This is a genomic window from Arthrobacter sp. 05L428 (assembly GCF_056397665.1).
The window spans coordinates 367,013-390,947 of sequence record NZ_JBFTNW010000001.1 but is presented as its reverse complement, the minus strand read 5'-3'; the positions used below and the strand labels follow the sequence as shown (position 1 = coordinate 390,947).

Here is a 23,935-nt window from a genome sequence, read left to right as displayed (position 1 = left end):
TAAACGCCGGAAACCCGCCCCGCAGAATGCGGGACGGGCTTCCAGTTGAGCGTGTTTAGCGCTTGTGGATCCGAGCGCTGAAAAGCGCCGCGGGCCCCAATCTGTGGTCGCGCCAGCGGCCACAGATTGGGAAGGCGCTGTTTAGCGCTTGGAGTACTGCTGAGCCTTGCGTGCCTTCTTGAGACCAGCCTTCTTACGCTCGATGATGCGAGCGTCGCGGCGCAGGTAGCCGGCCTTCTTCAGGGTGGCGCGGTTGTTCTCGGTGTCGATCTCGTTCAGTGAACGGGCGATGCCGAGGCGCAGGGCACCGGCCTGGCCGGAGATGCCGCCACCGTGGATGCGGGCAATAACATCGTAGGCGCCTTCAAGGTCAAGGATCTTGAAGGGCTCGTTGACGTCCTGCTGGTGCAGCTTGTTCGGGAAGTAGTTCGCCAGCTCGCGACCATTGATGGTCCACTTGCCCGAACCGGGCACGACGCGAACGCGTGCGACGGCTTCCTTGCGACGGCCAACTGCAGCGCCGGCGACGGTCAGTGCCGGACGTTCCTTCTTCGGCGCCGCTGCGTCAGCAGCACCGCTCTCCGAGGTGTAGCTGGTCAGGTTTTCCTCAGCCTCAACGGCTTCGGTGGTCAGTTCTTCGTTCTGAGCCACGATTCTCCTTGATAAAAAGTTGGTTGGTGGCCAGGACTACTGGGCGACCTGGGTGATTTCGAAAGTCTTGGGCTGCTGGGCGGCGTGCGGGTGCTCGGCACCGCGGTAAACCTTCAGCTTGCCCAGCTGCTGTGCAGCGAGGGAGTTCTTCGGGAGCATGCCCTTGATGGCCTTCTCCACGGCGCGGACCGGGTTGGACTCCAGCAGCTCCGCGTAGTTGACGGAGGTCAGGCCGCCCGGGTAACCGGAGTGGCGGTATGCGCGCTTCTGCTCCAGCTTGGCACCGGTGAGGGCGACCTTTTCAGCGTTGATGATGATGACGAAGTCGCCCATGTCCATGTGGGACGCAAAGGTGGCCTTGTGCTTGCCGCGCAGCAGGATTGCGGTCTGGCTGGCGAGACGACCAAGGACAACGTCGGTGGCGTCAATGACGTGCCACTGGCGGTTGATATCGCCGGGCTTCGGGGTGTACGTACGCACGGTGTTTGCCTCGTTCTTGTTCTGGCGTTCTTGTTTTAGGCGTCACGCAAAAGGTGCACCTACTATCTATGCGCTACCGGAACAGAGGTGAGGGCTCCATGTAACCAGTCATCCTGTGGTCTCGAATGTGCACGTTGAGTAGCTATCCTGCAACCGGATTCTCAAGCGGGCACGCATCATCGAGATAGGACACGCACAACGACTACCAAGAATAGCGGAAGCCGGGGTCGTGGGTCAAAATGGGGTGTCCGGTGGCACGCAGCCCTGCGTGCCGTTCAGTTCCGGTACGCCGTGTTCCTGGAGGTCCCGTGCCCGATCCCGCCGTTGCAGGTTCCGCATCGCTGCTGTTCCTCGCGGGAGTCGCCGCCGCCGGACTGTGCCTCGGGCTGCTGGCAGACGTCTTCGTCAGGCGCGCCCTGCCGGAGCTGGGACCCGGCCCCACGCCTGCGCAGCGGACGGCGACGGCGGTTGCCGCCGCGGTGCTTTGCGCCCTCCTGGCCTGGCGGTTCGGCGCCTCTCCGGAATTGCCGGCATTTATGGTTTTGGCGGTTATTGGCGTCCAACTGGCCCGAATTGACGTTATTCATCATTTGCTGCCTAACCGGCTGGTCCTGCCACTCCTGGGAGCCGGCGTTGTGCTGCTCGCAGTGCCTTCGATAGCCCTCGGAGGCTGGGGGCAGCTGGCCCGGGCCCTGGCCGGGGCGGTAATTCTCTTCTTTTTCTACTTCATCTTGGCCCTCATCAGCCCCACAGGCCTCGGAATGGGCGACGTTAAGCTCGCTGCGCCACTCGGCCTGTACTTAGGCCACTTGGGCTGGACCCAACTGTTCTATGGCGGCGCCCTGGGGTTTGTCGCCGGCGGCCTGGTTTCCTTGGTCCTCCTCCTAAAGAACCGCGGAAACAAGCCGAAGGAAGTGGCCTTCGGGCCCTCGATGCTGGCCGCCGCCCTGCTCACCGTCCTGCTCTCCGCGTAGCGCCCTCTCCTGCGCCGCTTGTTGGGTGAACCAGTAAGCCGACTTATCAAAACAAGTAGTCGGCTCCGTAGCGCCCGAAAGTACTGAGTACACGTCCCTCAGAGCGGCAAGTAAACGCTCCTTTTCCACCCAAAAAGTCGGGTAGTCGCATGCATTGCCGGGCCGTTAATCGGCGTGCAAATGTTGTCCCAACGGAGCTCCAGGAGGTAGCAAAGGGGACTTGCTGGAATTCCGTCAAACTATTCAAATCTCTGGAGAAGGACTTTCAAAATGACTGGTCTCATGGTCTCAATGCTCGCTTTTGTTGCCGGCGTCAAGAACAAGCTCGAATCCGAAAAGGGAGCAACCGCGACGGAATACTCGCTGCTGGTGGCGTTCATCGCCTTCGCTGTTATTGGCGGCGCAACCGTCTTCGGCAACCAGTTGAGCGCCTGGTTCACCGAGCTGGGCAACAACGTCCGCGCTTGGTCCAACTAGGCAACTAGTTCCGCCACAGGTCTCAGTAACACCGATTGTGCCGCGTCCGTGTATCGCGGGCGCGGCACAGTTCTTATTTCGTCGACTGCATCTATCCCTGGGGGGATCCAATGAAGCGCAGCAATTTTTCGCCCTGGTTTGGGGCTGAGGGACGCGAGCAGGGGGCGGCCGCAGTCGAGTTCGCCCTCGTTGCACCTATACTCCTCGCCTTGGTGGGCGGGATCATCGAATTCTCTTACATCTACAATTTGCAGATCTCGGTGACCCAGGCCGCCCGCGAGGCTGCCCGGACTATGGCCATCTTCAACGATCCGGCCCGCGCCCAGGCTGCCGCTGTCTCAGGTGCGCCCGGGTTGAATGCGGCAGGCTTCACCTACACCTTCACGGGCGCATGCCCCGCCGGCGGCACGGGCAACGCCAAAGTGGCCGTTGGTTACACCGCAAATTCACTGACCGGGATTTTCGGTGGTTCCGTCACCGTCCACGGAACCGGAGCCATGCGATGCCACGGTTGAGGACTTCGATCCAAGACCAGTGCGGCCTAGGGCGGGAGCGGGGCGCGACCGGCGTGCTTGTAGCAGTGATGATGCTGGTGCTCATAGGAGCCGGCGCCCTGGCCGTTGATGCCGGCCAAATCTACGCCGAACGGGCCCAACTGCAGAATGCAGCGGACGCAGGCGCATTGGCGGCAGCACAGAGGTGCCACGCGGCCGGAACCTGCACAGTTCCCCAGGCTCTGGGCTGGGCCCGCGAACTTGCCGGTCCCAACTCCAACGACGGAGCCTCTGCCGTCGATTCAGTAAACGTGGACCTTTCCCGCGGCCAGGTCAAGGTGGTCACGTCCACCCTGGGCAGCAACGAGGCGGGCTTCCTGACCAAAATCTTTGCCAATGCGCTGAACGCCCCACCCGCAACAGTCCGCGCCGGCGCCACCGCGGCCTGGGCACCGTTGAGCAGCGGCTCCGGATTTCCGCTTGCGATCTCCAACAGCTGCTTCAACCTTTCCACTGCCGTGGCCACCGGAGAGGTACAAAAGATCTCCTACAAGCCGGGCGGAACCTGCACCGGTCCTTCCGGAACGCAAATCCCGGGCGGCTGGGGATGGCTCGACCGGAACTCACCATGCGTTGCCGTGACGGCCACCGGAAACAACCGGGTGGGGTCCGACCCAGGCAACAACCCGCCGACCGACTGCGACACCGTGCTGGGCGGCTGGATCGCCACCATCCTCGCCGGCGGAGAGGTGAAAGTCGCTTTTCCCGTCTTCGACGACGCGAGCAACCAGGGGCAGAACGGCTACTTCCACGTGATCGGTTACGCCACCTTCAAGATGTGGGGCTGGAAATTCGGCAACAACCACAACTACGAATTCCGGAACACAGCCGGCGACCCGAACATGACGAGCGCCCTGGCCTGCAGCGGCGGCAACAACCGGTGCATCATCGGCCAATTCGTGAAATTCGAAACTATTAACTCGACCGGACCTGGTGGCGGCGCCGACTTGGGAACCGTCGATATCAAACTCATCAAATAGGTAATTTCTAAGGAGTTACGATGAAAACACGCCTACTGGGAGGCATCGCCGCATTACTTGTGGCAATTATCGGAACCGTATTGCTGGTCTCATATGTTCAGAACGCTGATAAACGAGCGTTAGCCGGCACGGAAACAGAATCAATCTACATTGTGCAAAAGGCCATTCCGGCCGGAACCGCCGCGGACAAGATTGCGGCAATGGTGACAAAGAAGGAAGTTCCCAAGCTGGCGCTGGCTGACAGCAGCGTCACGGATCTCGCCTCACTGGGCACCAAGGTCACCGCCGTTACCCTCATGCCGGGTGAGCAGCTGCTGTCCACCCGGCTGGTGGAAGAGAGTGCTTTCCTCGGCCCGTCCCGGGTCCAGGTACCTGCGGGCTTCCAGGAGATCACGCTCAAGCTTCCGATCGAGCGCGTCGCCGGCGGCATTTTGAAGGCCGGCGACACGGTGGGGGTTTTCCTCTCGCTGGAAGACGCCGGCGGCAAGGCCGGTGCCAAGGTCAGCAGGACGCAGCAAACTTTCCACAAGGTCCTGGTGACCGCGGCGCAGTTCAGCGATGGGGCGGCCACGCAGACTGGGACCTCCGACACCGCGTCCGGGGCCAGCCAGGTCTCGTCAACCTCCTCCACCAAGGCACAGGGTGACGGCAGCTACCTCATTACCCTGGCCAGGAATTCCGCTGATGCGGAGCGGATCGTGTTTGCCACGGAGTTCGGCAAGGTCTACCTGTCGAAGGAACCGGGCAATGCTGTCGAATCGGGCAAGGGCACAGTCGATGCGGCAGGACTGTTCCGATGAGCCGCTTCGTCCTGATCACGCCCAACGCCGATTTCGAACGGCTGGTCCGGCTGGCTGTCGGCGGAATGCATGGGGACCTCCACGTCTTCAAAGCCGACTACCTGCCAGAGGGCCCCGCCGACATCCTGCGCCAAATGGTCGGCGACCCGCCCGAGGTCCTCATCCTTGGTCCCGGCGTGCCTGTGGCCGACTCACTGAAGCTGGCCGCAGTGGTCGACCTCCAGTATCCGGAGATCAGCGTGGTCCTGGCCGTTAATGCCAGCCCGGAAACCGTGGTCCAGGCAATGCGCGCCGGCGTCCGGGACCTGCTCGATCCCGGAGCCGACCCCGACACCATCCGGGTCATGCTGGAGCGTGCCAGCCTGGCCGCAGCGGGCCGGCGTCGGGGTCTCGGTCCGCAGACGACCGAGCATGCCGACCACGGCTCAGGACGTGTCATCGCCGTGATGTCCCCCAAGGGCGGCGTTGGCAAGACAACGGTCGCCACCAACCTCGCGGTCGGGCTGGGAAAGACCGCGCCGATGGGGGTTGTGATCGTGGATCTTGACCTGCAGTTCGGCGACGTGGCCAGCGGACTCCTCCTTGAACCGGAGTTCACGATCACGGACGCCGTAATGGGGGCCGCAAGCCAGGACTCAATGGTGCTCAAGACGTATCTCACAGTCCATCCTGCAGGCATCTACGCGCTCTGCGCCCCCAGGACGCCCGTGGAGATGGACCGTATCAGTGCGGCCCATGTCTCCCACCTGTTGGAACAGTTGCGGCAGGAGTTCCGCTACATCGTGGTGGACACGGCCCCGGGACTGGGCGAACACGTCCTGGCCACGCTCGAACAGGCGACCGACGCCGTGTGGATCTGCGGCATGGACGTTCCGAGCATCCGCGGTATGCGGACCGGGTTCCAGATCCTCGAAGAACTGAACCTGGTACCGGCCCAACGCCACATCGTCCTCAACATGGCCGACCGCCGGGCGGGACTATCGCTCAAGGACGTCGAAGCCACCATCGGGGCCCCCGTGGACGTCGTGCTGCCGCGTTCCCGGACCCTTCCCTTCTCCACCAACAAAGGCGTTCCCGTCCTTCAGGACGGCGGCCGGGACGCTGCCCTCAAGGGGCTCCGCCAGCTGGCTGACCGTTTTAAGCCGGATTGGGAAGCCAGACCGCACAAGCAACTGCACAGAAGGGCGGTAGTCCAGTGAGCCTCACCGACCGATTCCAGCAACTACGCGGCGGACTTCCGCCCGCCGCGCCCGAGGAAAAGCCGGCCGCCGTCGACGTCTTCGCCTCTCATACGCCACCGGCGACGCTGGGGCGGATCCTGGAAGCGAAGACGGCAGCAGAATCGCACCCCGGATTCACCGAGCTGCAGCAGACCGCGTCCGTGGCCAGCGAGGCGCTGAACGCGCTCAAGGAACGCGCCAGCCAGGCGCTCTTCGAACGGCTCGGATCCCGCATCACCGATTCCTCTATCGATGAGACGGAACTTCACCAGTCGGTCAAGGACGAGTTGAAGGCCGTCGTAGACGAGGAGCAGATCCCCCTCACCGCGGTCGAACGCCAGCGCCTGATCCGGGAGATCATCGACGACGTTCTCGGCCATGGCCCCATCCAGCGGTACCTGGATGATCCCACGGTGACAGAGGTCATGGTCAACCGTTTCGACCAGATCTACGTGGAACGCCAGGGGCAACTCCAGCTGACGGACTCGAAGTTCACCTCCGACGACGCCCTGCGGCGGGTCATCGAAAGGATTGTCTCCAACGTGGGACGCCGGATTGACGAGTCATCGCCGCTCGTGGATGCCCGGTTGTCGGACGGTTCCCGCGTCAACGCCATCATCCCGCCGCTGGCCGTCAATGGACCGGCCCTGACCATCCGGAAGTTCGGCCGGGATCCACTGACCGTGCATGACCTCATTTCGATGGGCAGTCTTTCACCGGAAATGGCGGAGCTGTTGCAGGCCTGCGTGCTGGCCAGATTGAACATCATTGTTTCGGGCGGCACCGGCACCGGCAAGACGACCCTGCTGAACGTGCTCTCCTCGTTCATTCCGAGCTCGGACAGGATCGTCACGATCGAGGACGCGGTGGAACTCCAGTTGCAGCAGGACCATGTGGTCCGGTTGGAGAGCCGCCCGCGGAACATCGAGGGAAAGGGCGAAATTTCCATCCGCGACCTGGTCCGCAACTCGCTGCGTATGCGGCCGGACCGGATTGTGGTCGGTGAAGTCCGCGGCGGCGAGTGCCTCGACATGCTGCAGGCCATGAACACCGGCCACGACGGCTCCATTTCCACCGTGCATGCGAACTCCCCCCGGGACGCGATCGCCCGGCTGGAAACCTTGGTGCTGATGGCCGGCATGGATCTGCCGCTGCGGGCCGTCCGCGAGCAAGTGGCTTCGGCGGTGAACCTGATCGTGCATATTTCCCGGCTCCGTGACGGTTCGCGGCGGGTCACGCACATTACGGAGGTCCAGGGCATGGAAGGCGACGTCGTCACGCTCCAGGATGCCTTCGTGTTCGACTACTCCGCCGGTATCGACGCCGGCGGCCGGTTCCTCGGCAAGCCCATGCCTACCGGTGTTCGTCCGCGCTTCACTGATCGCTTCGCCGAATTGGGAATCCCGATTTCGCCGGCGGTCTTTGGCGCAGCGCCTGCTAGGGGGCGGTAACAGTGCAGGATATGTCTCCCCTTGTCTTTGTAGCCGGCCTCGTCCTGGCGTACGCAGCCTTGGCGACGATTGTTGCCGTCCTCTTCAAGTCAAACGCGGTGCCGCTGTCCCGGCGCCGGCCCGACGAGGCGGCCGTCCACTCGTCAAACCTCAGCAGGCTCACCGATCAAGCCGTGCACACCCTCAACAGGGGCCTGCGGAGCCGTGACTCGGGACTGCTCAGCCGCACGAAACTCGAGAACGCCGGTCTGAAGAAACAACCCGGCGACTACGTGCTGATGGGCTGTGCCTTCACTTTCGTGGCCGCGGTCCTTGGCTTCCTCCTCGGCGGACCGGTCCTGGCCGTTTTGTTGACGCTGCTGACACCAGTGGTCCTGCTCTTGTTTCTCAACGTCCTGGTCTCGCGGCGGCGCAAGAAGTTCGACGAGCAGGTGCCGGACGCACTGCAGATGCTCGCGGGCGGCCTCCGGGCCGGCCACAGCCTGCTCCGCTCGGTGGACGCCGCCGCGGAGGAGAACGAGGCGCCAATGAAGGAGGAGCTCAATCGGGTGGTGAACGAGACACGCATCGGAAGGGACCTTGGCGAATCCCTCGCGGAGGTCGCCAGGCGGACCGACAACGAGGACTTTGCCTCGATCACCAGGGCCATCGATATCCACCGCGAAGTCGGCGGCGACCTCGCCCAGGTCCTGGACCACGTGGGCGAGACCATCCGGGACCGCAACCAGATCCGGGGCCAGGTCAGGGCCCTCAGCGCGGAGGGCCGGATGTCCGCCATAGTCCTGATGTCACTCCCGGTGGTGATGTTCATCGGGCTGACACTCTTCAACCCTCTGTACTCCAAGGTCTTCCTGACCACTTTTCCGGGGTTCCTGATGATCGTCGCTGCCATAGTCCTGCTGACTGTGGGCGGCTTCTGGCTCAGCCGACTCGTCAAGCCGAAGTTCTGAGAAGGGAGAGAACCGTGCAAACAATTGCCTACGCAGCGATCCTGGGGGTCGTCGCACCGCTCTCGATCATGACCTGGCTTGCCTTCACCGGAGACCGGGCCGGCCTTCGCAACGTGCAAGCCAACCTCGGGCGGGGTCCGCAGAGCAACGGATCCGCGCTCTCGGCCACCGGCCAATTCGCGGCACTAAGCAGGAAGGTCACGCCAAAGGGGTACACGGCGTGGCTGGACAAGCAGCTCGCCGGTGCCGGCCGGCCCAAGGACTGGCCCCTGGGACGCGTCCTTATGGTCAAGCCCCTGCTGGCCCTCGCGGGAGCCATGTCGGGAATCTTCATGGTTGCTGGGAGCCCCACGGCAACCACTGTCCTCCTGATGGTGGGCATGACCGCGCTGGCTTACTTCGTCCCGGACATTCTGCTCCGGAACCACGCCCAGAAGCGTCGCGAAGCAATCAAACTGGAGCTGCCTGACGCGCTGGACCAGATGCTTATCTCGGTCCAGGCCGGGCTCGGCTTCGAAACCGCCATGGCCCGGGCTGGCCAAAACGGCAAGGGGCCGCTCGCCGAGGAACTGATCAGGACCCTGCAGGATATCCAGGTCGGCCGGTCCCGAAAGGACGCGTACCTGGCCATGTCCCAGCGTGTGGATGTGCCGGACCTGCGGTCCTTTGTCCGGGCCGTGGTCCAAGCGGACGCTTACGGCATCGCCATCGCGCAGGTATTGAACGCCCAGGCGAAGGACATGCGCGTGAAGCGCCGCCAGCGCGCGGAGGAACACGCCATGAAGATGCCCGTCAAGATGCTCTTTCCGTTGATCTTCTCGATCCTCCCCACGTTGTTCATCGTGGTGCTGGGCCCCACGGTTTTGAGCATCATGGAGGTTTTTGCCAACAAATAGCCACGCGGCCCGCGTCAGGGCCGCCCATAGACCGGACCCCCTTGGTACCCAGAGCCAAGGGGGTCCTCCTTTGTGCCCGGGGCCCACTCCCAGGGCCTACGGCCAGTTCCGCAGCCCCCAGCGCAGGATCCGCGCAGGGAAAGTACAGGAATAGGGCAGTTTGGGAAGTCTTGGCACAGGATGTTCCAAACTCCGATTGACGGCGTGTCGGCGCTTGCTAAGTTCCTCTCAGTGCTGGTGCAGGGCCAGCCGCCCAACTCGCTCAGGAGTCACCAATGCGTTCCTACCTCTCCAACATCGCAACCCGCCTTCGCCGCGACCAGCGCGGCGCGACCGCCGTCGAATACGGCATCATGGTCTCCCTCATCGCCGTCGTCATCATCGTCGCCGTTACGCTGCTCGGCGGCACCTTGAAGAGCACCTTCGAATCGGTCCAGTGCAGCGTCAGCGGCGGAACGTACAAGGCCGCCACCACGGGCACCACGCCGACCGATTCCTCCTGCACGCCGAAATAAGCCCGACCCCGGCGCACAGCGCTGCAAGATCGTGTGGCGGMGGCTTTAGCCGCCGCCACACTGCCATCTCCGGAGTTTCCCAGGCAGGAAGGCGGTCCCCCATGTCCAAGACAAAAGAACGGGGCGCCGTCGCGGTGGAGTTCGCCCTCCTGGCCCCGGTGCTGGTCATGATGCTGCTCGGCATCATGGAATTCGGCCGGGCCTATAACGTGCAGATCTCGCTCTCCAGCGCGGCGCGCGAGGGGGTCCGCGTGATGGCCATCAACAACAGCGCCTCCGCCGCCCGCACCGCGGTCAAGAACGCGACGACCAGCCTGCAGCCCGCCCTCGCCGACTCGAACATCACCATCAGCCCCACTCCGTGCACCTCCGGTGCGCAGGTGACGGTCAAGATCAAGTACACGCTCTCCACCATGACCGGCATCGCCGGGCCGTTCCCGATGGAAGGCAAAGGAGTCATGTTGTGCGGCGGCTAGACAGTCGGGTCCCGGACGCTGACCGCGAGCGCGGCGGGATCGCCATCATGGTCGCGATCCTCATGGTCAGCCTGCTCGGTTTTGCCGCCCTCGCCGTCGACGTCGGAATGCTGTACGCGGAGCGGACCCAGCTGCGCAACGGCTCCGACGCCGCGGCCCTGGCCGTGGCCCAAAAATGCGCGAAGGACATCAACGATGCCGAATGTTCCGCGACCTCCCCCCTGGCGCGGGCCCTGGCCAACGGCAATGCCGGCGACGGCGCAAGCAACATCAAGTCGCTGCTCCTCGACAAGACCAACCGGACTGTCACTGTTGCCGCCGGCGCCCAGGAGCCCGGTAAGGAGCCGAACCGGGTTTCGCTGTTCTTCGCACGGGCCCTTGGCTACAACTCCGCCGAAGTCTCGGCCACCTCGGCAGTAACCTGGGGCAGCCCGGTGAAGGGGCCGACGGCGTTTCCCGTCGCCTTCTCGATCTGCCAGGTCCGGGGTCACGTCGACGGCACGCTGCAACTGCTGCAGAACCACGGCAGCAACGCGAATCCGGACTGCAACTACGGCCCCTCCGGAGCGGCCGTCGAGGGCGGCTTCGGCTGGCTGGTCAGCGACCCGGGAGTGTGCGGCGGACTGATCGACCTTGCATTGAGCGAGAGCGGCAGCGACCCGGGTAACAGCTCGCCGTCTGTCTGCGCCGCCACGCTGAACCGCTGGGCCGCCGACATCACAGCCGGCAAGGACGTCGTTGTCCTGCTCCCGGTTTTTGACCGTGTTACCGGAACGGGTAACGGCGCCGTTTACGGCCTGAAATCCTTCGCCGCTTTCAAGGTTAAGGGCTGGAAATTCAGCGGCAACAGTTCGCTCCCGGACACCTTCCAGAACAGCACCCCCACAGTCCTCTCCTCCGTGGCCTGCGACGGCAACTGTCGCGGCATCATCGGCAGCTTCATCAAGTATGTCTCCCTGGCTGACGGCTTCACGCTTGGCCCGGTCGACGCCAACGGGGCCACGATCGTCCGCCTCACCCAATAGCACTTTGTACCTCGCAGTCCACTAACCGGTTCAGGAGCAGTTTTTGAAGTCACGCTTATTGGCAGGACTGGCCGCCGTCGTGCTGGCCATCGTCGGTGCCATCCTTGTCGTCAGCTACGCCCAAGGAGCCGACACCCGCGCCGTGCAGAACCTGGAGCCGGTGACCGTCATGGTGGTGCAAAAGGCCATCCCCGCCGGCACACCGGTGGCGTCGCTGTCGGCGTTTGTCAGCAGCCAGGAACTCCCCGGCAAGGCCGTGTCGAAGAATGCGCTGAAGAATCTGGACGGCCTGGCCGGCAAGGTCACCGCCGTCGACCTGTTGCCGGGCGAGCAGCTCGTAGCCGAGCGGCTGGTCGAACCGGAGGAGCTGAAGACGAGCGGATCCGTGGAAGTTCCAAAGGGGCTGCAGGAGGTCTCCTTCCAGCTCGAACCGCAGCGGGTGGTCGGCGGCCGCATTGCCGCCGGGGACCACGTCGGCATCTTCATCAACCTCAAGGAGGGCGGGATCGAGGCAAAGCCTGATAAGTCAACCACGCAGCTGACGGTCCACAAGGCCCTCGTAACGGCGGTGCAGCGCGCTCCCGTTACCACCCCCACTCCGCAGCCCTCGGCGAGCGGTTCCGCCGCCCCGGGCGAGGACACGTCGCTCCCAACCGGGTTGTTGCTGGTGACGGTGGCCGTCAACGACGTAGATGCCACCAAGATTGTCTATGCCGCTGAGTTCGAAAAGCTTTGGCTTAGCAAAGAACCGCTCAATGCCACCGACAGCGGCCGCCCTGGAATTGTGACAAAGCCGGAGGTCTACAAGTGAGCCGCTTCGTCCTCATCACTCCCAACGCCGACTTCGATGCGCGCGTCCGCCAGGCGGTCGCGGGCGGGTTGCCCGGCGGCGTCCAGACCTTTGCCTTCATCAATCCCGCCAATCCCGGTGAACTTTTCGCCAACCTCAACCAGGAGCGACCCGAGGTGCTGATCCTCGGACCCGACGTTCCGATTGAGGACGCCCTGCGGCTCGCCACGGTGTTCGACGTGCAGCTGCCAGAGTTAAGCGTGATCCTGGTGGGCGAGCCCGAACCGGAGTTTGTGCTGCTGGCGATGCGTGCCGGGATCCGGGACATCCTCAGCCCCGCATCTGACCCGGCCCAGATCCGGGTGCTCCTGGAGCGGGCCTGCCAGTCCTACGCCAGCCGGACCCGGGCCACGGCCGTCCAGCAGCCGGATAACAATCCCAAAGGCCTGGTGATCGGAGTCTTCTCCCCCAAGGGAGGAGTCGGCAAGACGACCATTGCCACGAACATCGCCATCGGTCTGGGCCAGGTTGCACCGATGGGCGTCGTCATCGTGGACCTGGACCTGCAGTTCGGCGACGTGGCCTCCGGCCTGTACCTGAATCCGGAACACACCGTCACCGACGCCGTCTCGGCGTCGGCCAGCCAGGACTCGCTGGTCCTCAAGGCGTTCCTCACCGTGCACCCCAGCAGCATCTACGCCCTCTGCGCGCCCCGGACCCCGGTGGAAGCGGACGACATCACGCCTCAGCAGGTCAGCCGGCTGATCGAACAACTCGCGGAGCAGTTCCAGTACGTCGTCGTGGACACCGCCCCCGGCCTGCCCGAGGTGGGCCTGGCCGCCATGGAACAGTGCACCGACGTCGTCTGGGTCAGCGCCATGGACGTGCCCAGCATCCGCGGCCTCCGTTCGGGGCTGGAAATCCTCCGCCGGCTCGACCTGCTTCCGGAAACCCGCCATGTGGTCCTGAACATGGCGGACTCCAAATCCGGGCTCAGCGTCCAGGACGTCGAGGCCACTATCGGCGCGCCCGTGGACGTGAGCATTCCGCGCTCCCAGGCGGTGGCGTACTCCACCAACCGCGGGATCCCGGTCCTGCAGGACGGCCGCAAGGATCCCGCAGTGAAGGGCCTGCGGCAGCTGGTGACGCGCTTTGATCCGGCCTGGCGGGCCACAGCGCAGAAGAAACTGCACCGACGGGTGGTGGTCTAAGTGAAACTCTCCGAACGTCTCTCCGCAGCGGAAGCCGGCCCCCAAACGCAGCCGGCACCGCCGTCGTCGGCCCCGCTAACGACGGCGACCGCCCCGTCGGCCCGGCCACCCCGGCTCTCCCCCCACCTCGAAGCAGCGCGCCCCGAGCCGTCGCGCCTCGCCGCGGCGGCCGCGCCGTCGTTCGCAGAACACCCCGACACGGCCCGCGCCAAGGGGCAGCAACCGGTGGATGCCTTTGCCGCGCTCAAAGAGCGGGCAGCCACCGCCCTGTTTGAGCGGATGGGCACCCGCTTCAACGATTCGGCGGTCAAGGAAGAAGAGCTGCGTGCCACAGCGCGTGACGAATTGACCCGCATCATCGACGCCGAACAGGTGCCGCTGTCCACCGAGGAGCGCACCCGGCTGGTCCGCGACGTCGCGGACGACGTGCTGGGGTACGGTCCGCTCCAGCGGCTGCTGGATGACCCCGCGGTTACCGAGATCATGGTCAACCGGATGGACCAGATCTACGTGGAACGAAAAGGCCAGCTCACCTTGACCGAGTCGCGCTTCAGCTCGGAGGACCACCTGCGCAAGGTGATCGAACGCATCGTCTCCAAGGTGGGCCGCCGGATCGACGAATCATCCCCGCTCGTGGACGCCCGTCTCGAGGACGGCTCCCGCGTCAACGCCGTCATCCCCCCGCTGGCAGTCGGCGGCTCCTCGCTGACCATCCGAAAGTTCAGCAAGGTCCCGCTCACCGTGCGCAACCTGATCGATTTCGGCACGCTGACACCGGAAATGGCCGAACTGCTGAACGCCTGTGTCCGGGCCAAGCTAAACATCATCGTCTCCGGCGGCACCGGCACCGGCAAAACCACCCTGCTGAACGTCCTCTCCTCCTTCCTGCCGCACGACGAGCGCATTGTCACCATCGAAGACGCGGTGGAACTCCAGATCCAGCAGGAGCACGTGGTGCGGCTTGAAAGCCGGCCGCCGAACACCGAAGGCAAGGGCGAGGTCACCATCCGCGACCTGCTGCGCAACTCCCTGCGTATGCGGCCGGACCGGATTGTGGTGGGCGAGGTCCGCGGCGGCGAGTCCCTCGACATGCTCCAGGCCATGAACACCGGCCACGACGGCTCCCTCTCGACCGTCCACTCGAACTCGCCGCGCGACGCCGTTGCCCGGCTCGAGACCCTGGTGCTGATGGCCGGAATGGATCTTCCGCTGCGCGCCATCCGGGAACAGATTGCTTCGGCGGTGAACTTGATCGTGCAGATCTCCCGTCTGCGGGACGGAACCCGCCGGATCACCCACGTGACCGAGGTGCAGGGCATGGAGGGGGACATTGTCACCCTCCAGGATGCCTTCATCTTCGACTACTCGGCCGGGGTGGACGCCCACGGGAGGTTCCTCGGCAAACCGGTGGCCACCGGGATCCGGCCCCGCTTCATCGACCGCTTCGAGGACATGGGCATCTACGTTTCCCCCAACGTCTTCGCGGCGCCGCTGGCACCGGCCGGCAAGGCGTGAGCCGGCCATGACACTGACTATCGGCGCCGCCTTCATGGCCACCGCCCTCCTCCTGCTCGCCGTCGCGGTCCTCTTGCCGGGGACCGCCCGCGTTCCACTTGACCGACGGCGGCCGGTCCAGACCGCACCGGACTCCTCGCTCAGCCGGTTCGCGGGATCCGCGGTCAACCTGGCGGACGGCTTCTTCGCACAACGGAAGGTCCGGCTCTTCAACCGGGAGGCTTTGGAACAAGCGGGACTGCGCATGGGCCAGGGCGACTTCTACGTGCTGCTGGCGGTCGGCGCCTTTGTGGGGGCCCTGGCCGGCTTCGTCGTCGGCGGCGTCCTGCTTGCCCTTCTGCTGGTCCTGCTCGCCCCGGTGGCCGGTCACCTGGCCCTCACGGTCCTGGCCGGAAAGCGTCGTGCCAAGTTCGACGACCAGCTGGGCGACACCCTGCAACTGCTTTCCGGCGGCCTGCGGGCCGGGCACAGCATCCTGCGCGCCATCGACGCCGCCGGGAGCGAATCGCAGAGCCCCACCGCGGAGGAAATGCGCCGCGTCATCACCGAAACGTCCCTCGGCCGCGACCTGCTGGCCTCGCTCAGCGACACCGCCGAACGGATGCGCAACGAGGACTTCGTCTGGATCGCCCAGGCCATCCAGATCAACCGCGAGGTGGGCGGCAACCTCGCCGAAGTGCTGGACCAGGTGAACGAGACCATCCGCGAGCGCAGCGAGATCAAGGGCCACATCAAGTCCCTCGCGGCCGAAGGCAAGTTCTCCGCCTACGTCCTGATGGCCATGCCCATCGGCATCGTGGTCATGCTGATGCTGGTCAACCCCGGCTACATGAACGTGATGTTCACCAACCCGCTGGGCTGGGCCATGATGGCGGCCTCCGTGATCCTGATGACGATCGGTGGTCTGTGGATGCGCAAGATCATCGACCTGAAGTTCTGAGGCCCGGATGAACCCCCTGATCCTGTGCTCCCTCCTGCTGGTCAGCCTCCCCTCGGCGTACCTGACGTGGTCCGTCCTCTCCGTCGACCGGAAATCCCAACGCGCCATCCGGGAGATGCTTTCCCTGGGCACCGGACCCGCCGAGTCCGCCGGGCCCAAGGAGACGGCCCTGCTCGAGCGGATCGGCCACCGCCTGACGCCTCCCGCCTATGTCCGGAAACTCGACCGGCTGCTGTCCTTGGCCGGACGTCCCGCCTCGCTCCCGCTGGGTCGGGTTCTGGCCGCCAAACCGCTGCTGGGACTGCTGGGCGCCCTCCTGGGTCTCTGGCTCGCCGGCACGCCGGCCCCGCTCCTGAAGCTGGTGGGCTTGTTCGTGATGCTCCTGGGCTACTTCATCCCGGACCTGCTGCTCTACAGCAAGGGCCAGGAACGCCAGAAGATCATGCAGCTGGAACTGGCCAACACGCTGGACCAGATGCTGATCTCGGTCGAGGCCGGATTGGGATTCGAGGGGGCCATGGCGCGGGCCGGTGAAAACGGCAAGGGACCGCTCGCCGAGGAACTGGTCCGAACCCTGCAGGATATGCAGGTGGGACGCAGCCGGCGCGAGTCGTACCAGGCGCTGGCGGCACGAACCAACATCCCCGAGCTGCGCAGCTTTGTCCAGGCCGTGGTGCAGGCCGACACCTACGGCATTGCCATCAGCCGCGTGCTCCGAATCCAGGCCAAGGTGATGCGCGTCAAGCGGCGCCAGCGAGCCGAGGAGAAGGCCATGAAGCTGCCGGTCACCATCCTGTTCCCCCTGCTGTTCTTCATCTTTCCGGTGCTCTTTATCGCCATCCTGGGGCCCGCCGTGATCAATGCCATAGAGACCTTCAGTGGACACTAATCGGCCCATAAGTTTGCGGCGAACGGCCTACACGGACGCCGCTAGTTGGCCCATAAAAGTGCCGGACAAGGATAGCCGCAAGGTTTCCGCAGGATACTCCGCCGCCTCCGGCGCCGGTCCGGACAGCTAGTACCGTAGAGCCATGTCTCTCTTAGCTGCCTGCCCCGACGACGCAAACGCGGGGTCCTTGCTCGCCGCCGATGCCCCCGCAGGCGGGGCCGGACTGACGGCGCCGTCCTCCGGCGCGGCCCCGCTCGTGGACCCCGCGGCCCTCCAGGACCTGGGCGAGCAGCTGAACAGCGCCGCCGTCGCCAAGGGCTTCGCCCGGGACTACGCAGAGATGTGGGACCAGCGCTATGACTCGCTGGCCGGGGCCCTGGAACGCCGTGACCAGGCAGCCGCGCTGGACGCCGTGCTGAGCCTCAAGACGTCCTCGTCGATGGTCGGCGGCCTGCGCCTGGCCGAACTCGCCGGCGAACTCGAGGAATCGATCCGGGGCGGGGACCTCGGAAGGGCCGCTTCCCTGCTGGACGATGTCGCCGCCCGCGGCAGCGAAACCGTGGACGAGCTGCAGTTCAGCTACATCCTCTGGGAGCGCTAGGAACGTTCAGCGTACTGGGAGCGCTCAGGCGCCAGCCGGTAGCCCACTCCGCGCACCGTCTGAAGCCAGCGCGGTTGCACCGAATCCTCCCGGAGCTTCCGGCGCAGGTTGCCGATGTGGACCTCAACGGCCCGTTCATCGGACTCGCTGATGTAGGCGTCGGCGCGGTAATACTCTCCCCGCACCACACGGACCAGCTCGGTCTTGGACTTCACCGCGCCGGCGCCGCGGAGGAGCGCATGCAGGAGGTCGAACTCACTGCGGGTCAGGGCGAGCGGTTCGCCCTCGACCGTCACCGAGCGCATGTCGGGATTCAGTGCCAGCCCGTTGTGGCGCAAAACATTGTCCGGCACGGCAGCGTCGCCGGCCGGCCGTGCCGACGCCGCAGTCAACGCGCCCTGGCCGTCATGCCGGGGCCGGCGCATCATCGCGGCCACCCGGGCCCGTAGCTCTCGGGGCCGGAACGGTTTGGTCAGGAAATCGTCGGCGCCGGTGTGGAGCGCAGTCAGCGTGTCGAGCTCGTCCGTCCGTGCGGTCAGCATGACGATGTAGGCGTCACTGAACTGGCGGATCCGGCGCAGCACCTCATAGCCGTCAATGTCGGGAAGACCCACGTCCAGTGTTACGACGCTGGCCTCCCGGCGCCGGACAACCTCGACGCCCTCCCGGCCCCCGGCCGCTGAATGCACCTCATAGCCGGCCTGCCGGAGCACTGCCTCCACGAGGTTGCGCACATCCGCATCGTCCTCAACAACGACGGCCACCCCAAGGTCAGTCATGCCACCCTCACATCCGATGCTGCTCTGCCGGCCGGCGATGACCGTGCATACGCCGCCGCTGTAAATCCGGGCCTCATGCCCCGATGCCCACGCCGTGCCCAAGGGACACGGCCTACACATGTCCTGCCACCATACCTACCAAGGGCCCCAATTTCGGTCTCCGGCGCAGTAACACGGGCAACAATAATATGTTTAGTGTCAAGTAGGTGTGACAGCAATGTAAACTCCAGTTGCGAGGAAGGGGCGCTTGTCATTGGGTGAACAGCGGCTGTTTCGTGGCGCGGGCGTGGACCGCCGCCTGGGCGCCCTGCACCCGCGCGCCCGTGTGCTGCTCAGCCAGCTACCACTCACCCTGTTGTTCGGCGCCGGCCTGACGGCCGCGCCGGCCGCTTGGAGCCTCCACTTGGCCAACGGCTGGGGCCAGATCTCCCTCGCCCTTCATGCCGCACTTCTCCTGGCCTGCCTCCTCGTGCCGTGGCAACGGTTCGGGCCGCTGGCGCCCCTGGCGATTCCGGTCCTGGACCTCGCCGCGATCGGACTCAGCCGGGTGGCGGCCGCCGAGGAACTACCGGGCCTCGGAGTGCTGTCAGTGCTTCCCGTCGTCTGGATCGCCGCCTCGCAGCTCTCCCCCGCCGTCATCGCGGCCGTCAGCTTCCTGGGGCCGCTGCTGGCAGGTCTGCCCTGGTATTTTGCCGCCGGCGCCGGGGACAGCCCGGGGCGCGGCGCCACCGTCGTGCTCCTGGCACTGATGACCCTGGCAGTCGCCCTGGCCATGCAGTTCGCCAGGGCGCAGCTGTGGCGCCAGCAGCGCAAGGTCGAAGCCAAGGAGGCGGAGTTGCAGGCCCTCCTCGCGGAAAGCCGGGAGCGTGAACGGCTGCTGAATACCATCCTGGACACGGTCGACGTCGGCATCGTCGCGATCGGCGCGAACGGCCGCCGACTGCTCACCAACAGCTGGCAGGCACGGCTCGAGGCGGCCGCGGCGATTCCCGGGCCTGCCGGGCCCGCGGATCCGGGCTGGGAAGACCAACTGCTGCTAACCGGGCGGGACCAGACCACGCTGCTCCCGCCTGCCCGGCGCCCGCTCCGCCGGGCGCTGGAGGGCGAGTCCTTCGCGGACCACCTTGTCTGTTTCGGGGAAGCGCCGGGCAGCCGGGTTGTGTCCACCGGGGCGAGGCCGCTGAAAAACGACGACGGCGGCTTCGGCGGCGCCGTCGTCGTGTACAACGAGGTCACCGGGCTGGTCAATGCCCTTGCTGCCAAGGAAGACGTGGTCGCGACCGTCTCGCACGAGTTCCGGACACCGCTGACGTCGATCATCGGCAACCTGGACCTGGTCCTGGGCGATGAACTGCCCCTGCCGGTGCTGCGCCGGATCGAGGTGGCGCAGCGCAACGCCGAGCGGCTGCTGGCGCTCGTCTCCGACCTGCTGATGTCCGCCAGCTCAGCGGTTCAGGTCCACCCAAGGAAAACCGACCTGGCCGGCCTGGTGGAGGCGAGCCTCGGCTCGGCCCAGGCGCATGCCCAGTCCTCGCGGGTGTCCCTGGCGATGCACGTGCCGGCGCCGCTGTGGGCGAATGTGGACCCGCTGCGGATCAGCCAGGCGCTGGACAACCTGGTCTCCAATGCCATCAAATACTCGCCGGATGGCGGCGCGGTGACTGTCTCGGCCTGGGCCGACGACGGCCGTGTGCTGCTGCAGGTGGAGGACAGCGGCATCGGCATGACCGCTGCCGACGCCGAAAGGGTCTTCACCCGCTTCTTCCGGAGTCCGGCCGTACGGGACGGCGCAATCCCCGGGGCCGGGCTGGGCTTGTCCATCACCAAGGCGATCGTGGAGGGCCACGGTGGCTCCATCACCTGCAGCACCCTCCCCGGCTGCGGGAGCACCTTTACCGTGGACCTGCCGGCAGACGGCCACCCTGCCGCTTTCTAGTCCCTCGGGTCAGTCGCCGGTCGGAACTCCCCAACTTCGGCGCCGTGGCCCGGCGTGTTGCGCCGACCCGCCGTCCTTGCCGGCTTTGGTGCCGTCAAAGACGGGGAAACTCGGCCGCGGGCTATTTGCGAAGGGCGCGCGTCAGCTCGGCCCGTGCCAGCAGCCCGCTAGCGGAGGGGTACGCCACCTCTTCAAGGACCAGCGGGTGCGGGGCGGCAAGGACGGACCGGGCATCCCGCTGGCGGGCGATCAGCCGCTCGTAGAGCCACCCGGGCTGCTCGACGCCGGCTCCGACGTAGAGCGCCGATCCCACGAGCGAACGGACCATGTTGTGGCAGAAGGCGTCAGCCTGGACCGTGGCGACGATGACGCCGTCAGCGCCCCGGGTGAACTCGAAACGCTGCAGTTCCCGGATGGTCGTGGCGCCTTCGCGGGGCTTGCAGTAGGAACGGAAGTCCTGCAGCCCCAGCAGCTGGGAGGCGCCTTCGTTCAGCAACGCGGTGTCCAGCTGCTCCTTGTGCCAGAGCGTCGAGTACCGGCCGAGCGGATCCCACAGGGCCGCCCCGTCCGCGATCCGGTAGCTGTAGCGCCGCCACAGCGCGGAGAACCGGGCATCGAAGCCTTCCGGCGCCAGGGCAACCCGGTGCACTTCGATCGCGCCGCTGAGCTCGCCCAGCCCGCGGCTCAGCGCGCCGCGCAGCCGCCGGAGCAGGGCCGCAGCAGGGTCGAGTTCGGCCCCGCGGTTCAGCCCCTGCCATTCCGCTTCACTCAGGTCCACGTGCACCACCTGTCCGCGCGCGTGCACGCCGGCGTCGGTGCGACCGGCGACGGTGACGCGGACCGGCCGGCGGATCAGCAGGGCGAGGGCCTCTTCCAGGACGCCCTGCACGGTACGGCGGCCGGGCTGCAGGGCCCAGCCGCTGAACGGGCCGCCGTCGTACGAAAGATCCAGCCGGATACGCAAAAACCCGCCGCCCCCCATAACGGGGGCAGCGGGTTTGAGCTCGTTCATAGACTTAAGTCTATAAGAAGGTTCTAGCGAATTACTTCGCGTCCTTCTCGGACTCTGCAGCAGCTTCCTCGGCGGCCGGAGCCTCTTCGGTCTCGGCGACCTCAGCTTCGGGAGCCTCTTCGGTCTCGGCAGCTTCAGTCTCGGCGACCGGAGCGGCTTCAGCCTTGTCAGCGTCCTTCTTGTCGGCATCGCGCTTCGCAGCGGAAGTAGCCTCGGCTACCACGGCCTGCTTGGCGGAAACCGGCTCGAGAACCAGTTCGATGACAGCCATGGGAGCGTTGTCGCCCTTGCGGTTGCCGATCTTGGTGATACGGGTGTAGCCGCCGTCGCGGTTCTCCACTGCCTGTGCAATGTCGGTGAACAGCTCGTGGACGATGCCCTTGTTGCTGATCAGGCCGAGTACACGACGGCGGGAAGCGAGGTCACCGCGCTTGGCGAAAGTCACCAGGCGCTCGGCGTACGGCTTCAGGCGCTTGGCCTTGGTCACCGTGGTGGTGATCCGCTTGTGCTCGAACAGTGCGGCGGACAGGTTCGCGAGCATAAGACGCTCGTGAGCCGCTCCGCCTCCGAGGCGCGGACCCTTAGCGGGGGTAGGCATTATAGTTTCTCCTCATATGGAAGCCGGCGGGCTGCGCACGCTGCGGTGCGTCCAGCCTGCTGGCCAAGATCTGTTTTAGAGCTCGTCGTCGCTGAAAGCGGCGTCGTCCTCTTCGATGGCTGCGGCGCGGGCTGCGAGGTCGAAACCGGGAGGGGAGTCCTTGAGGGACAGACCCAGTTCAACGAGCTTCGCCTTGACCTCATCAATGGACTTCGCACCGAAGTTACGGATGTCCATCAGGTCAGCCTCGGAGCGGGCAACGAGTTCACCCACGGTGTGGATGCCCTCACGCTTGAGGCAGTTGTAGGAACGGACGGTGAGGTCCAGATCCTCGATCGGCAGAGCCATGTCTGCTGCCAGGGCAGCATCCGTCGGCGACGGGCCAATCTCGATACCTTCAGCTGCGGTGTTCAGCTCGCGGGCCAGACCGAACAGTTCCACCAGGGTGGTACCGGCCGAAGCAACCGCATCGCGCGGGGCGATGGCCTGCTTGGTCTCAACGTCGACAATCAGCTTGTCGAAGTCAGTGCGCTGCTCAACACGGGTAGCTTCCACGCGGAAAGTAACCTTCAGGACCGGCGAGTAGATCGAGTCGACCGGGATGCGGCCGATCTCGGAGTCGCCGGACTTGTTCTGAGCTGCCGAAACGTAGCCGCGGCCGCGCTCGATGGTTAGTTCGAGTTCGAACTTGCCCTTCGAGTTCAGCGTGGCAATGTGCAGATCCGGGTTGTGGAATTCGACGCCGGCCGGCGGAGCGATGTCCGCGGCGGTGACGACTCCCGGGCCCTGCTTGCGCAGGTAAGCAACAACCGGCTCGTCGTGCTCGGAGGAGACCGACAGGTTCTTGATGTTCAGGATGATCTCGGTGACATCTTCCTTGACACCCGGAACCGTGGTGAACTCGTGCAGCACGCCATCGATCCGGATGCTCGTTACAGAGGCACCGGGGATGGAGGAGAGCAGGGTACGGCGGAGGGAGTTTCCGAGGGTGTAACCGAAGCCCGGCTCCAGCGGTTCAATGATGAAACGGGAGCGGTTATCGGAGACGACCTCTTCGGAGAGGGTGGGGCGCTGTGCAATGAGCACTTAGGTTTCCTTTCGGCGAGCATCCGCTATATGACGCAACACAGGTGGTGGAAAGATCGGTCTGAAGACTTAACGCGGCTGGGCTTGCCCGGACCGGCGAGGGTCCGGGCAAGCTCCGGCTAAGACTTAGACGCGGCGGCGCTTCGGCGGGCGGCAGCCGTTGTGCGCGCTGGGGGTTACATCCTGGATGGATCCAACCTCGAGGCCAGCGGCCTGCAGTGAACGGATTGCGGTCTCGCGTCCGGATCCCGGTCCCTTGACGAATACGTCAACCTTGCGCATGCCGTGCTCCTGAGCGCGCTTTGCGGCGGCTTCGGCGGCCATCTGGGCTGCGAACGGGGTGGACTTACGTGAGCCCTTGAAGCCAACCTCACCGGACGAAGCCCAGGAGATGACAGCACCGTTCGGATCCGTGATGGAAACGATGGTGTTGTTAAAGGTGCTCTTGATGTGCGCCTGGCCCAGCGCGATATTCTTCTTGTCCTTCTTACGCGGCTTGCGAACCGCGCCACGAGTCTTCGGGGGCATTATTTCTCCTACAGAAAGTTATCGGGGGGAAGACGAGCTAATCCCGAGGGATTTAGCGGGTCTTCTTCTTGCCTGCGACGGTGCGCTTCGGGCCCTTGCGGGTGCGCGCGTTCGTCTTCGTACGCTGTCCGCGCACTGGCAGGCCCTTACGGTGGCGAATACCTTCGTAGCTGCCGATTTCAACCTTGCGGCGGATATCTGCTGCTACTTCGCGGCGAAGGTCACCCTCAACCTTGTAGTTGCCTTCAATGTAATCACGCAGCTGGACGAGCTCGGCGTCGGACAGGTCCTTGACCCGAACGTCCGCGCTGATGCCGGTGGCAGCCAGGGTTTCGTGTGCACGGGTCTTGCCCACGCCGTAGATGTAAGTAAGCGCAATTTCCAACCGCTTTTCGCGGGGAATGTCTACGCCAGCGAGACGAGCCATAGTGGCAGTGCTCCTTGAATAAACCGGAGGTCGTAGGCAGTACACCCGTACAGTCCGTACGGCCCCAGCCTCCGACCGGGGGTTAGCTGTCCGGACTCGTTATTGCTCAGTGTCCCAGATCAGCTTGTGCTGCCTTTTTATTTACTTGCGTGGGTTAGCAACCCAGGGTTTCCG

27 protein-coding genes are annotated in these 23,935 nt (G+C 65.1%); 19 read left to right on the top strand and 8 right to left on the bottom strand.

Features of this window, described 5'->3' with window-relative positions:
- Positions 1–141: 141 nt before the first annotated feature.
- Positions 142–651, bottom strand: coding sequence for a 30S ribosomal protein S9 (rpsI, locus tag AC1DH3_RS01950; RefSeq protein ID WP_441417064.1), 510 nt, complete (start codon positions 649–651; stop codon positions 142–144).
- A gap of 36 nt (positions 652–687) precedes the next feature.
- Positions 688–1,131: a 50S ribosomal protein L13 gene (gene rplM / locus AC1DH3_RS01945; RefSeq protein ID WP_015937805.1), complete on the bottom strand. Its 444-nt coding sequence runs from the start codon at positions 1,129–1,131 to the stop codon at positions 688–690.
- Positions 1,132–1,439: 308 nt separating this feature from the next.
- Between rplM and AC1DH3_RS01940 the strand changes: the two genes are divergently transcribed.
- The 18 genes from AC1DH3_RS01940 (at position 1,440) to AC1DH3_RS01855 (ending at position 17,395) form a co-directional block, all read left to right on the top strand.
- Positions 1,440–2,105, top strand: a complete 666-nt coding sequence (locus AC1DH3_RS01940; protein WP_441417063.1) for a prepilin peptidase — start codon at positions 1,440–1,442, stop codon at positions 2,103–2,105.
- A 270-nt stretch (positions 2,106–2,375) separates the two neighbouring features.
- Positions 2,376–2,582 (top strand): Flp family type IVb pilin, encoded by a 207-nt coding sequence (locus tag AC1DH3_RS01935; protein WP_441417062.1) that lies wholly within the window; start codon positions 2,376–2,378, stop codon positions 2,580–2,582.
- A 110-nt stretch (positions 2,583–2,692) separates the two neighbouring features.
- Positions 2,693–3,097 carry a TadE/TadG family type IV pilus assembly protein gene (locus AC1DH3_RS01930; protein ID WP_441417061.1) on the top strand — a complete coding sequence of 135 codons (405 nt, stop codon included), beginning with the start codon at positions 2,693–2,695 and terminating at the stop codon, positions 3,095–3,097.
- 53 nt (positions 3,098–3,150) lie between these two features.
- Positions 3,151–4,116: a Tad domain-containing protein gene (locus AC1DH3_RS01925; RefSeq protein ID WP_441417060.1), complete on the top strand. Its 966-nt coding sequence runs from the start codon at positions 3,151–3,153 to the stop codon at positions 4,114–4,116.
- 20 nt (positions 4,117–4,136) lie between these two features.
- Entirely contained in the window at positions 4,137–4,916 is a 780-nt protein-coding gene (gene cpaB, locus AC1DH3_RS01920) for a Flp pilus assembly protein CpaB (protein WP_441417059.1), read from the top strand.
- The gene (locus AC1DH3_RS01915) at positions 4,913–6,115 is read left to right on the top strand and encodes a CpaE/TadZ family protein (RefSeq protein WP_441417058.1); all 1,203 of its coding nucleotides are present in this window, start codon (positions 4,913–4,915) and stop codon (positions 6,113–6,115) included. Before cpaB (AC1DH3_RS01920) ends, AC1DH3_RS01915 begins: the two co-directional genes overlap by 4 nt.
- A complete protein-coding gene (locus AC1DH3_RS01910; RefSeq protein ID WP_441417057.1) occupies positions 6,112–7,587 on the top strand; it encodes a TadA family conjugal transfer-associated ATPase in 1,476 nt (491 codons plus the stop codon). The genes AC1DH3_RS01915 and AC1DH3_RS01910 overlap by 4 nt, the downstream gene beginning before the upstream one ends.
- An 11-nt stretch (positions 7,588–7,598) precedes the next feature.
- Positions 7,599–8,537 (top strand): type II secretion system F family protein, encoded by a 939-nt coding sequence (locus AC1DH3_RS01905; protein WP_441417056.1) that lies wholly within the window; start codon positions 7,599–7,601, stop codon positions 8,535–8,537.
- A 14-nt stretch (positions 8,538–8,551) separates the two neighbouring features.
- Positions 8,552–9,433, top strand: a complete 882-nt coding sequence (locus tag AC1DH3_RS01900; RefSeq protein ID WP_476908465.1) for a type II secretion system F family protein — start codon at positions 8,552–8,554, stop codon at positions 9,431–9,433.
- Between the two features lie 275 nt (positions 9,434–9,708).
- Positions 9,709–9,948: a Flp family type IVb pilin gene (locus tag AC1DH3_RS01895; protein ID WP_476908464.1), complete on the top strand. Its 240-nt coding sequence runs from the start codon at positions 9,709–9,711 to the stop codon at positions 9,946–9,948.
- 101 nt (positions 9,949–10,049) lie between these two features.
- Positions 10,050–10,424, top strand: a complete 375-nt coding sequence (locus tag AC1DH3_RS01890) for a TadE/TadG family type IV pilus assembly protein (protein ID WP_476908463.1) — start codon at positions 10,050–10,052, stop codon at positions 10,422–10,424.
- Positions 10,412–11,449 (top strand): pilus assembly protein TadG-related protein, encoded by a 1,038-nt coding sequence (locus AC1DH3_RS01885; protein ID WP_476908462.1) that lies wholly within the window; start codon positions 10,412–10,414, stop codon positions 11,447–11,449. The genes AC1DH3_RS01890 and AC1DH3_RS01885 overlap by 13 nt, the downstream gene beginning before the upstream one ends.
- A gap of 43 nt (positions 11,450–11,492) precedes the next feature.
- Positions 11,493–12,260 (top strand): Flp pilus assembly protein CpaB, encoded by a 768-nt coding sequence (cpaB, locus tag AC1DH3_RS01880; RefSeq protein ID WP_476908461.1) that lies wholly within the window; start codon positions 11,493–11,495, stop codon positions 12,258–12,260.
- On the top strand, positions 12,257–13,450 hold the full coding sequence (locus AC1DH3_RS01875; protein ID WP_441417050.1) for a CpaE/TadZ family protein: 1,194 nt from the start codon (positions 12,257–12,259) through the stop codon (positions 13,448–13,450). Before cpaB (AC1DH3_RS01880) ends, AC1DH3_RS01875 begins: the two co-directional genes overlap by 4 nt.
- Before the next feature lie 225 nt (positions 13,451–13,675).
- Complete coding sequence (locus AC1DH3_RS01870) at positions 13,676–14,965, top strand: TadA family conjugal transfer-associated ATPase (protein WP_441417837.1); 1,290 nt, start codon at positions 13,676–13,678, stop codon at positions 14,963–14,965.
- 7 nt (positions 14,966–14,972) lie between these two features.
- The gene (locus tag AC1DH3_RS01865) at positions 14,973–15,905 is read left to right on the top strand and encodes a type II secretion system F family protein (RefSeq protein ID WP_476908460.1); all 933 of its coding nucleotides are present in this window, start codon (positions 14,973–14,975) and stop codon (positions 15,903–15,905) included.
- A 7-nt stretch (positions 15,906–15,912) separates the two neighbouring features.
- Entirely contained in the window at positions 15,913–16,794 is an 882-nt protein-coding gene (locus AC1DH3_RS01860) for a type II secretion system F family protein (RefSeq protein ID WP_441417048.1), read from the top strand.
- A 142-nt stretch (positions 16,795–16,936) separates the two neighbouring features.
- A complete protein-coding gene (locus AC1DH3_RS01855; RefSeq protein WP_441417047.1) occupies positions 16,937–17,395 on the top strand; it encodes an Hpt domain-containing protein in 459 nt (152 codons plus the stop codon).
- Here the strand turns inward: AC1DH3_RS01855 and AC1DH3_RS01850 are convergent.
- A complete protein-coding gene (locus AC1DH3_RS01850; RefSeq protein ID WP_441417046.1) occupies positions 17,392–18,174 on the bottom strand; it encodes a response regulator transcription factor in 783 nt (260 codons plus the stop codon). The genes AC1DH3_RS01855 and AC1DH3_RS01850 overlap by 4 nt on opposite strands.
- Positions 18,175–18,421: 247 nt before the next feature.
- Between AC1DH3_RS01850 and AC1DH3_RS01845 the strand changes: the two genes are divergently transcribed.
- A complete protein-coding gene (locus AC1DH3_RS01845) occupies positions 18,422–20,110 on the top strand; it encodes a sensor histidine kinase (protein WP_441417045.1) in 1,689 nt (562 codons plus the stop codon).
- A 121-nt stretch (positions 20,111–20,231) separates the two neighbouring features.
- On the opposite strand, the gene AC1DH3_RS01840 is transcribed toward AC1DH3_RS01845, so the two are convergent.
- From AC1DH3_RS01840 to rpsM, 5 genes are all read right to left on the bottom strand, one after another.
- Complete coding sequence (locus tag AC1DH3_RS01840) at positions 20,232–21,122, bottom strand: tRNA pseudouridine synthase A (protein WP_441417044.1); 891 nt, start codon at positions 21,120–21,122, stop codon at positions 20,232–20,234.
- A gap of 31 nt (positions 21,123–21,153) precedes the next feature.
- On the bottom strand, positions 21,154–21,720 hold the full coding sequence (gene rplQ, locus AC1DH3_RS01835; protein WP_441417043.1) for a 50S ribosomal protein L17: 567 nt from the start codon (positions 21,718–21,720) through the stop codon (positions 21,154–21,156).
- A gap of 75 nt (positions 21,721–21,795) precedes the next feature.
- Entirely contained in the window at positions 21,796–22,806 is a 1,011-nt protein-coding gene (locus tag AC1DH3_RS01830; RefSeq protein WP_024366109.1) for a DNA-directed RNA polymerase subunit alpha, read from the bottom strand.
- 126 nt (positions 22,807–22,932) lie between these two features.
- The gene (gene rpsK / locus AC1DH3_RS01825; RefSeq protein ID WP_018773682.1) at positions 22,933–23,334 is read right to left on the bottom strand and encodes a 30S ribosomal protein S11; all 402 of its coding nucleotides are present in this window, start codon (positions 23,332–23,334) and stop codon (positions 22,933–22,935) included.
- Between the two features lie 52 nt (positions 23,335–23,386).
- Positions 23,387–23,761 (bottom strand): 30S ribosomal protein S13, encoded by a 375-nt coding sequence (rpsM, locus tag AC1DH3_RS01820; RefSeq protein WP_024366110.1) that lies wholly within the window; start codon positions 23,759–23,761, stop codon positions 23,387–23,389.
- Positions 23,762–23,935: the final 174 nt, after the last annotated feature.

What these genes read in the sequence shown, in the direction of transcription:
- AC1DH3_RS01935 (WP_441417062.1), top strand. Translation starts at nt 2,376, where the DNA reads ATGACTGGTCTCATGGTCTCAATGCTCGCTTTTGTTGCCGGCGTCAAG.
- AC1DH3_RS01930 (WP_441417061.1), top strand. Translation starts at nt 2,693, where the DNA reads ATGAAGCGCAGCAATTTTTCGCCCTGGTTTGGGGCTGAGGGACGCGAG.
- cpaB (WP_441417059.1), top strand. Translation starts at nt 4,137, where the DNA reads ATGAAAACACGCCTACTGGGAGGCATCGCCGCATTACTTGTGGCAATT.
- AC1DH3_RS01915 (WP_441417058.1), top strand. Translation starts at nt 4,913, where the DNA reads ATGAGCCGCTTCGTCCTGATCACGCCCAACGCCGATTTCGAACGGCTG.
- AC1DH3_RS01905 (WP_441417056.1), top strand. Translation starts at nt 7,599, where the DNA reads ATGTCTCCCCTTGTCTTTGTAGCCGGCCTCGTCCTGGCGTACGCAGCC.
- AC1DH3_RS01895 (WP_476908464.1), top strand. Translation starts at nt 9,709, where the DNA reads ATGCGTTCCTACCTCTCCAACATCGCAACCCGCCTTCGCCGCGACCAG.
- AC1DH3_RS01890 (WP_476908463.1), top strand. Translation starts at nt 10,050, where the DNA reads ATGTCCAAGACAAAAGAACGGGGCGCCGTCGCGGTGGAGTTCGCCCTC.
- AC1DH3_RS01865 (WP_476908460.1), top strand. Translation starts at nt 14,973, where the DNA reads ATGACACTGACTATCGGCGCCGCCTTCATGGCCACCGCCCTCCTCCTG.
- AC1DH3_RS01860 (WP_441417048.1), top strand. Translation starts at nt 15,913, where the DNA reads ATGAACCCCCTGATCCTGTGCTCCCTCCTGCTGGTCAGCCTCCCCTCG.
- AC1DH3_RS01855 (WP_441417047.1), top strand. Translation starts at nt 16,937, where the DNA reads ATGTCTCTCTTAGCTGCCTGCCCCGACGACGCAAACGCGGGGTCCTTG.
- AC1DH3_RS01850 (WP_441417046.1), bottom strand. Translation starts at nt 18,174, where the DNA reads ATGACTGACCTTGGGGTGGCCGTCGTTGTTGAGGACGATGCGGATGTG.
- AC1DH3_RS01840 (WP_441417044.1), bottom strand. Translation starts at nt 21,122, where the DNA reads ATGAACGAGCTCAAACCCGCTGCCCCCGTTATGGGGGGCGGCGGGTTT.
- rplQ (WP_441417043.1), bottom strand. Translation starts at nt 21,720, where the DNA reads ATGCCTACCCCCGCTAAGGGTCCGCGCCTCGGAGGCGGAGCGGCTCAC.
- rpsK (WP_018773682.1), bottom strand. Translation starts at nt 23,334, where the DNA reads ATGCCCCCGAAGACTCGTGGCGCGGTTCGCAAGCCGCGTAAGAAGGAC.
- rpsM (WP_024366110.1), bottom strand. Translation starts at nt 23,761, where the DNA reads ATGGCTCGTCTCGCTGGCGTAGACATTCCCCGCGAAAAGCGGTTGGAA.